The 6,731-nt window shown below is 50.9% G+C and carries 5 protein-coding genes; 1 reads left to right on the top strand and 4 read right to left on the bottom strand.

Going from position 1 to position 6,731, the window contains the following annotated elements; all coding sequences use genetic code 11:
- The 4 genes from AC9UEO_RS12130 to AC9UEO_RS12115 all read right to left on the bottom strand — a co-directional run.
- Positions 1-722 (bottom strand): aldehyde dehydrogenase family protein (locus AC9UEO_RS12130; protein WP_509533823.1); only part of this gene is annotated, 722 nt, incomplete at its 3' end.
- A 39-nt stretch (positions 723-761) separates the two neighbouring features.
- Positions 762-1,274 (bottom strand): protein-tyrosine phosphatase family protein, encoded by a 513-nt coding sequence (locus tag AC9UEO_RS12125; protein WP_509533821.1) that lies wholly within the window; start codon positions 1,272-1,274, stop codon positions 762-764.
- Positions 1,271-3,163, bottom strand: coding sequence for a flavin-containing monooxygenase (locus AC9UEO_RS12120; RefSeq protein ID WP_509533818.1), 1,893 nt, complete (start codon positions 3,161-3,163; stop codon positions 1,271-1,273). Before AC9UEO_RS12120 ends, AC9UEO_RS12125 begins: the two co-directional genes overlap by 4 nt.
- A 50-nt stretch (positions 3,164-3,213) precedes the next feature.
- Positions 3,214-3,825 (bottom strand): heme-binding domain-containing protein, encoded by a 612-nt coding sequence (locus tag AC9UEO_RS12115; RefSeq protein WP_509533816.1) that lies wholly within the window; start codon positions 3,823-3,825, stop codon positions 3,214-3,216.
- A gap of 84 nt (positions 3,826-3,909) precedes the next feature.
- Here AC9UEO_RS12115 and AC9UEO_RS12110 point away from each other — a divergent pair.
- A partial coding sequence (locus AC9UEO_RS12110; protein ID WP_509533814.1) for a glycoside hydrolase family 2 TIM barrel-domain containing protein occupies positions 3,910-6,731 on the top strand: 2,822 nt, incomplete at its 3' end.

The raw sequence follows: 6,731 nt of genomic DNA, 5'->3' as shown, positions 1-6,731 counted from the left end.
CGAACATATGAAGGGTCTTTGCCGCCCAGTTCAGTGCCAACACCAATAAACCGGCCAGCAGCGGCTCGTTCCATAGCTGCACCGCCTTGAACAGACCCCGTGAACACAACGAAATTAACGCGAGGGTCTTGAATCATTCGTTCTACAGCGCTATGGCTGGCATGAACATGCTGGAAAACACCAGCCGGAAACCCAGCGGCGGCACACGCCTCACTGAATCGTTCTGCGCACAACAACGTTTGTGATGCGTGCTTCATGATGACGGTATTGCCGGAGAGTAAAGCCGGGACCAGTGAGTTGATGGCAGTGAGATACGGGTAGTTCCATGGCGCCACAATTAGCACTGTGCCTACTGGGGTTCGCTGAATGTATTTTGTGAAACCGTCAACCTTGGGCACTGAAAGGTCGGCTAGTTCTTCAGTAGCTATTGACATCATGTAGCGGGCACGTTCTTGTGCCCCACGGAGAATCTCATTCGGGGTGTATCGCACAGGGCGACCCATTTGCCATGAAATTTCTGTGGCGATGTCAGCAACAGAAGTTTCGAGGTGGGAAATCATTGCTTCACATAAACGAATACGATCAGAAAGAGACGTTGCCCGCCAGACTGCCTGGGCGGCCTGTGCCGAATGCAAAACCGCTTCAACTGCGGCGTCAGATGCAAGTTCGCGTTCTGCAACAACCGAGCCGTCAATAGGGGAGATTATTTTGTGAACGGCCATTGGACAATCTTATTGGTTGGGGTTACTCCAGCCCCTAGATCAGTTGTTGTTACTAAGTCGAGCAGCAAGGTCTTCGATGAATTGCCGTTGCGTTCCTGCTTCAGGGCCAGCCATAGGGCGGTGTTCGCGAATGTGTGTTGATGCATCTGTTGAATTCATTCCCAACATCATCAGTAGGGCGGTGCCGGTAGTACCTGCACGGCCAATTCCAGCTGCGCAATGCACCACTAGAGACTGCCCGTTCTTGAGATGATCACTCAACACTGTTACGAAATCAAAGATCTCATCAAGTTCTGGGTATGACAGATCACCAATTGGGTTCCAGATGCCACGAGTCCCCGCATTGGCTTTGTGCCATTCGACATATGCCGGGTAACGATCAGATAATTCATGTTCTTGCACTAGACACACAACAATGGCGTTGTCGCATTGCGCAAGCACTTCTTCAACATTTGGGCCGATGTAATGCTTGCCGCAAAGCCAGAGTCGGCCAGTTCCAGACGGCAACGGAATTTCATGAATACCGCCATTGGTGTTGAACGGTTGATTCATGATGTGACCACGTATTTATTTTGATCGAAATCATGTGTCATTTCCCAATAGTCAACAAAGCGCCACGGCATCGGCGAGAACACTCTGCCCTGAGCATTGCGATACCAACTGTTGAGGCCGGCATGCGCCCATACAAGTTCGTTGTGTTCCGCATCCACGCGCTCGTTGTAGTCATCATGAATATCAGCACGTACCTCAACACTTGCAATCTGTTTTTCAATCATCGTTACTAAACAATCAGTGATGTATCGCATCTCACATTCGGCTTGAAAGATGATGCTTCCACCATGTGCCACGAATGTGTTGGGACCAACCAACATGAACATGTTCGGATAATCGGGAACAGTGATGCCAAGGTAGGCCTTCGGATTATCTGTGCCCCACACGTCTCGTAGTGCTGTTCCGCTGCGACCGCGAATATCAATAGGGGATAAGAGGTTTCCAGCCTGAAAGCCGGTGGCCAGAATGATTACGTCGAATTCAGTAGTAGTTCCCGATGAATCAACAATTCCCGTTGGCGTGATGTGGTCGACGCCCTCTGCAATCAGGTGCACGTTGTCGCGCCGCAATGTGGGGTACCAGTCGTTATCAATCAAGATGCGCTTTCCGTATGGCGGGTATGTGGGTAAACACTTCTCAAGCAGGTCAGGCCGACCCTCTAGCGCAGTCTCTACAAACTCAGTCATTTGTTGACGATGACGATCATTGTGGCGGTTCATGGAACGTTCCGGGTGTGGCCATTCGGGGTCACGACGCAACGTATTCAATAAGCCATCACCGAATCGCCAAAACAATCCGAAGCGATACCACTGGGCATAGAACGGAACATTCTCTAGCAACCACATGGTGCCAGCAGAAACGGTGCGGTGGTAATCAGAGCTTGGGCGAATCCATTGTGGTGAACGTTGGAAGATAGTCACGTCTCCAGCTGAAGCAGCAACGGTGCGCATGAATTGCATTGCGCTTGCACCAGTACCTATTACCGCAACTCGCTTTCCAGTAAGGTCAACCGAGTGGTCCCAATGTGCTGAATGGAACCACGAGCCTGTGAAATTCTCAATACCTCGTGCAGGTGCCAGATTTGGTCTGTTTAATTGGCCAACAGCCGTGATCACAACGGGAAATTCTTCGCTTCGTGTTGTACCGTTCGATTCAATAACCGCATTCCACGAGTTGCTGTCATTATTCCAATGCAACGACGACACTTCAGTTGAAAACGTAATATTGGAAATGATGTTGTGACGTTCCGCAACATCACGTGCATACTTCCAAATATCTGCGCGCTTGGAGAAGTAATTGTTCCAGCGAGTATTCGGGGCAAAAGAATATGAGTAGAAGTGGTTTGGCGTATCAACGCCGGCTTCTGGGTAGTTGTTGTCAAACCATGTTCCGCCAATATCTGAGTTCTTTTCCACGACTACGTATGGAATACCAAGTTGGCCAAGTTTGATTGCCGCACAGATACCTGCAAACCCTGCACCAATCACCAAAACGCGGAACCCAGCAGGCAACTCTGGCGCCAGAGCAGCAGACCAGTGCACGTCGCGATCAACGAATCCCAATTCTTCCAACAGCATTGGGGCGTATTCGGGTGCAACTTGCTCTGCAACACACGTACGCATCATGGTGACGAACTGTTCGTTGTCGATTTCGGTGGGAATAGTTCGGGTACCAGCACTTAGTTCGTCAAGAATCACTGACATTGCTGTGCGGACTTCTTGCTGCACGTCATCGGAGAGCCCACCAGTTTCATCGTGAAACAAGTTGGTGTCGCGTCGGGGAAGGTACGGCTCTTGTAGCCATTTCTCATCGCCTGTGAGCTGCGCAAGACACATCAGCAAAGTGGGTATCGACGCCTCTGTCAATGCTGAATTGCTGGCCGAACTCATGGCTCAAACCTTATGGCATGGCGATCAATGTTCAATCGCCCGAGCGTGAATTAGCCGTGAAGCCCCGGTGTCGTCTGCAGGCCGGCAATCAAGATCTTTCTCTCAGCAGCTGTCAGTTTTGCTTCAGGGTGTCTACCAAACGCTGTGTAATACGAAGGAGGCATTGACCCTTCTTGTATGACTTCAATAGTGTCATCGGCTCTCCCAGATTTGGTAGTGAACTCTTGGTAGTTAATGGCGCTGCGACCTTCGTCGACATGGTTTTGGACTGCCCATGAGATAGGCGCCACATTTGCATACGACGGGTACTTCACTTCATTGGAATGGCATCCGAAACACGCACGAACCATCAGCTCGCGTGTTTGGGGAGATGACCATTTCGGTTCCCCCGTAATAGGGCCATTCGAGTGGCTACGTCCGTAGGGCACAGCTTGGATAAGCGCGAACACTACAACAAATGCAATTGCGATAGATGAAATAACCGTTAGTGCTTCAGCTCGGCCCGTCTTCGGGTCGCGCTTCGTGATGATCCACCAAGCAATCAGTGCAACAGGGGCCAGCAGAACGGACATCTGGACGAACCCGATGAGGAATGAAAACCCAACGAACAGTAAGCATAGAAAAACGAGGACCGCGGTAAGGACGACATGGCGCTTGGCCATGGCCCATAGGTCGGTAAAAAAGGAAGTCAGTGGAGTAATCACTTGGAGAACGGTAGTCCTATGGCGGCGTGGAAAGATGTAGTTATGTCAATTTTTGATACAAGTTTTGTCAAACCCTGGGCTGACCCTGAGATCGTGCAGATGCACCGTCGACCAATGCGTTCTATTCACACGACGTACGTAGATATCAACACTGCCCGTAAGGGTGACCGTACAACTAGTCCGTGGTTTGTGTCATTGAATGGTCAATGGAAGATCAAGCGTTATGAAGACGTAAATGACGTTCCTGCATCTGCAATCTCAGACGATACGAAATCGTGGACATCAATTTCGGTGCCAGGCAACTGGACACTTGCAGGTCTTGGTGATCAACCGCATTACACCAATGTTCAAATGCCCTGGAAAGGTCGTCCGCCAACGTTGCCACCAACAGTGGCAACTGCAGTTCATCGCACCACTTTTACTGTGGCAAAGAATTGGAAAGATCGTCGCACGGTTCTGCACATAGGCGGAGCCGAAAGCGTGCACATGGTCTACGTAAACGGTGCGTTTGTTGGGTACGGCACAGATAGTCGGTTACCAAGTGAATATGACATTTCTGCTGCACTGACAAGTGGCAAGAATGAATTGGCAATCGTGGTGTGTCGTTTCTCGGCGCAAAGCCATCTGGAAGATCAAGACCAGTGGTGGATGGCAGGGCTACATCGCGAAGTGTTCCTCACATCACAGGCAATGATTGGCATTAATGATGTGCGCGTCAATGCTGGCGTAGTTCGTAAGTCATTGCGCACCTCTCCTGTAGGGACGCTTGGTGTACAGGTCCATCTCAATGTTCCGCACGAACAAAAGTTGCAGCGCGGATGGAAAGCAGTTGCTCATCTTGAGACGCTTGCCGGCAAACGTGTTGGTGCTGCGCATTCGGTCGACGTGCCCTGGTTCGATTCCCCGTACGTTTTTGCGGGTCATGTTGCAAACATTTCGTGGAATATTCCGAAGATTGAATTGTGGTCTGCAGAAAACCCGAATCGATATCGCGCCATTGTTCAACTGGTAAACCCAGCAGGGGAAGTGGTGGACGTTGTTCCTGTCATCACCGGCTTTCGCAGTGTGGAAGTACGCAAACGGTCATTACTGATAAATGGCAAACGCGTCATGATTCGTGGCGTCAACCGCCATGATCATCACCCAGACAAAGGCAAGGCCGTTGATGTCGAAGACATGCGTGCAGACCTCGTGTTGATGAAGCAACACAACGTGAACGCCGTTCGTTGTTCGCATTATCCGAATGATTCACGCCTTCTGGACTTGTGTGATGAATTGGGCCTCTATGTCATCGACGAAGCCAATGCGGAAAGCCACGCCTGGAATACAAGTTTGTGTCACGACCCTGCATACAGGGCCACGTGGATTTCGCGCATCAGCCGCATGGTGGAGCGAGACAAGAACCACCCGAGCATCATTATGTGGTCGCTAGGAAACGAAGCGGGTTACGGCGCAGTGCATGACGCTGCATCACAGTGGATCCGTTCGTACGACCCATCGCGCCCACTCCACTATGAAGGTGCAATCTTTCATGCTGGCTGGGTAGATGGCGGCCTCATGTCGTCAGACATTGTGTGCCCGATGTATTCCACCATCGACGACATTGTTGCGTATGGAAAATCTGGAGACGGTACACGCCCTCTGATTATGTGCGAATACAGCCATGCCATGGGCAACTCAAATGGTTCGCTTGCTGACTATTGGGATGCGTTTGAAAACACTCCAGGTTTGCAAGGTGGTTTTGTGTGGGAATGGAAAGACCACGGGCTAACACAGTGCTTGCCGAACGGCACAACACGTCTTGCATATGGCGGACAATTCGGCGACACCCCGAACGATGGAAACTTTGTTGCAGATGGCCTCATTCATGCAGACATGACTCCGCACCCCGTGATGCGTGAGTTGGCATGGGTGCATCGCCCTATTTCTGTTGAATTGAAAAGCAAGAACAAGGACCCGCATTTGGTTGTTCGTAACCGACAGTGGTTCTCAGACCTGTCTGGCTACAAAGCCACATGGGAACTTATTGTTGACGGCGTTGTAACGAAGTCAGGCAAACTCACAGTGCCCAAGATCGCTGCAGACTCTTCTGAAAAGGTTGATATTCCGGTCATCATTCCGCACGAAGCAAACGAAGTGTTCTTTTCAGTGACATGGACATTGGCTCGCGATACGCCATGGGCCCCGAAAGGCCATGTCGTGTCGTGGGATCAAGTGACGTTGCGAAAGTCGTCTCCGGTTGAAGCGAAAATTCCAGCCACGTCAGTTTTGCCAATTGAGATTTCTCCGCAAGTCACCTTGTGGCGTGCACCAACCGATAACGACGGATTCAAACTGATGGATCAACATCATGGTGGCGGTAAGTCACTTGCCAGATGGTCTGAACAAGGCATCGCTACAGACGACGCCGACATGGTGGAAAGTACAACAACCATTAGCGAGCTGTCGGGTGGGGCAGTGAAGTACGAACACACTGTTGTGATTCCGAAAGACATGGCAGATGTGCCGCGAGTCGGTGCCATGTTCAGTATTCCTGCACGCTTCACCACGGTGCGTTGGTATGGCAATGGCCCACATGAGTGTTACCCAGACCGTGAATCATCTGCAATGGTCGGCATTTACGAAGGTAAGCCAGACGAATTGCCATACTTGGTTCCACAAGAGTTCGGATTACGCACTGATTGTCGGTGGATGGAATTCATTGACACCAAGAAAGGTCATGTGCTTCGGGTTGAAGCTGATGGCTGCCTCTTGCACATGTCTGCAGTGCACCATTCGGCACATGATTTGTATGCCGCCAGTGAACAAGCAGAACTTGTTCGCCAACCAGCGCTGAATGTGCATCTTGACGTTGCTCATCGCGG

The organism is Limnohabitans sp. (assembly GCF_040401495.1).
Classification (GTDB): domain Bacteria; phylum Pseudomonadota; class Gammaproteobacteria; order Burkholderiales; family Burkholderiaceae_C; genus Limnohabitans.
This window is presented reverse-complemented; position numbering and strand designations above follow the sequence as displayed.

Excerpts from the sequence above, each read along its gene's own strand:
- AC9UEO_RS12125 (WP_509533821.1), bottom strand. The coding sequence starts at position 1,274 with ATGAATCAACCGTTCAACACCAATGGCGGTATTCATGAAATTCCGTTG.
- AC9UEO_RS12120 (WP_509533818.1), bottom strand. The coding sequence starts at position 3,163 with ATGAGTTCGGCCAGCAATTCAGCATTGACAGAGGCGTCGATACCCACT.
- AC9UEO_RS12115 (WP_509533816.1), bottom strand. The coding sequence starts at position 3,825 with ATGGCCAAGCGCCATGTCGTCCTTACCGCGGTCCTCGTTTTTCTATGC.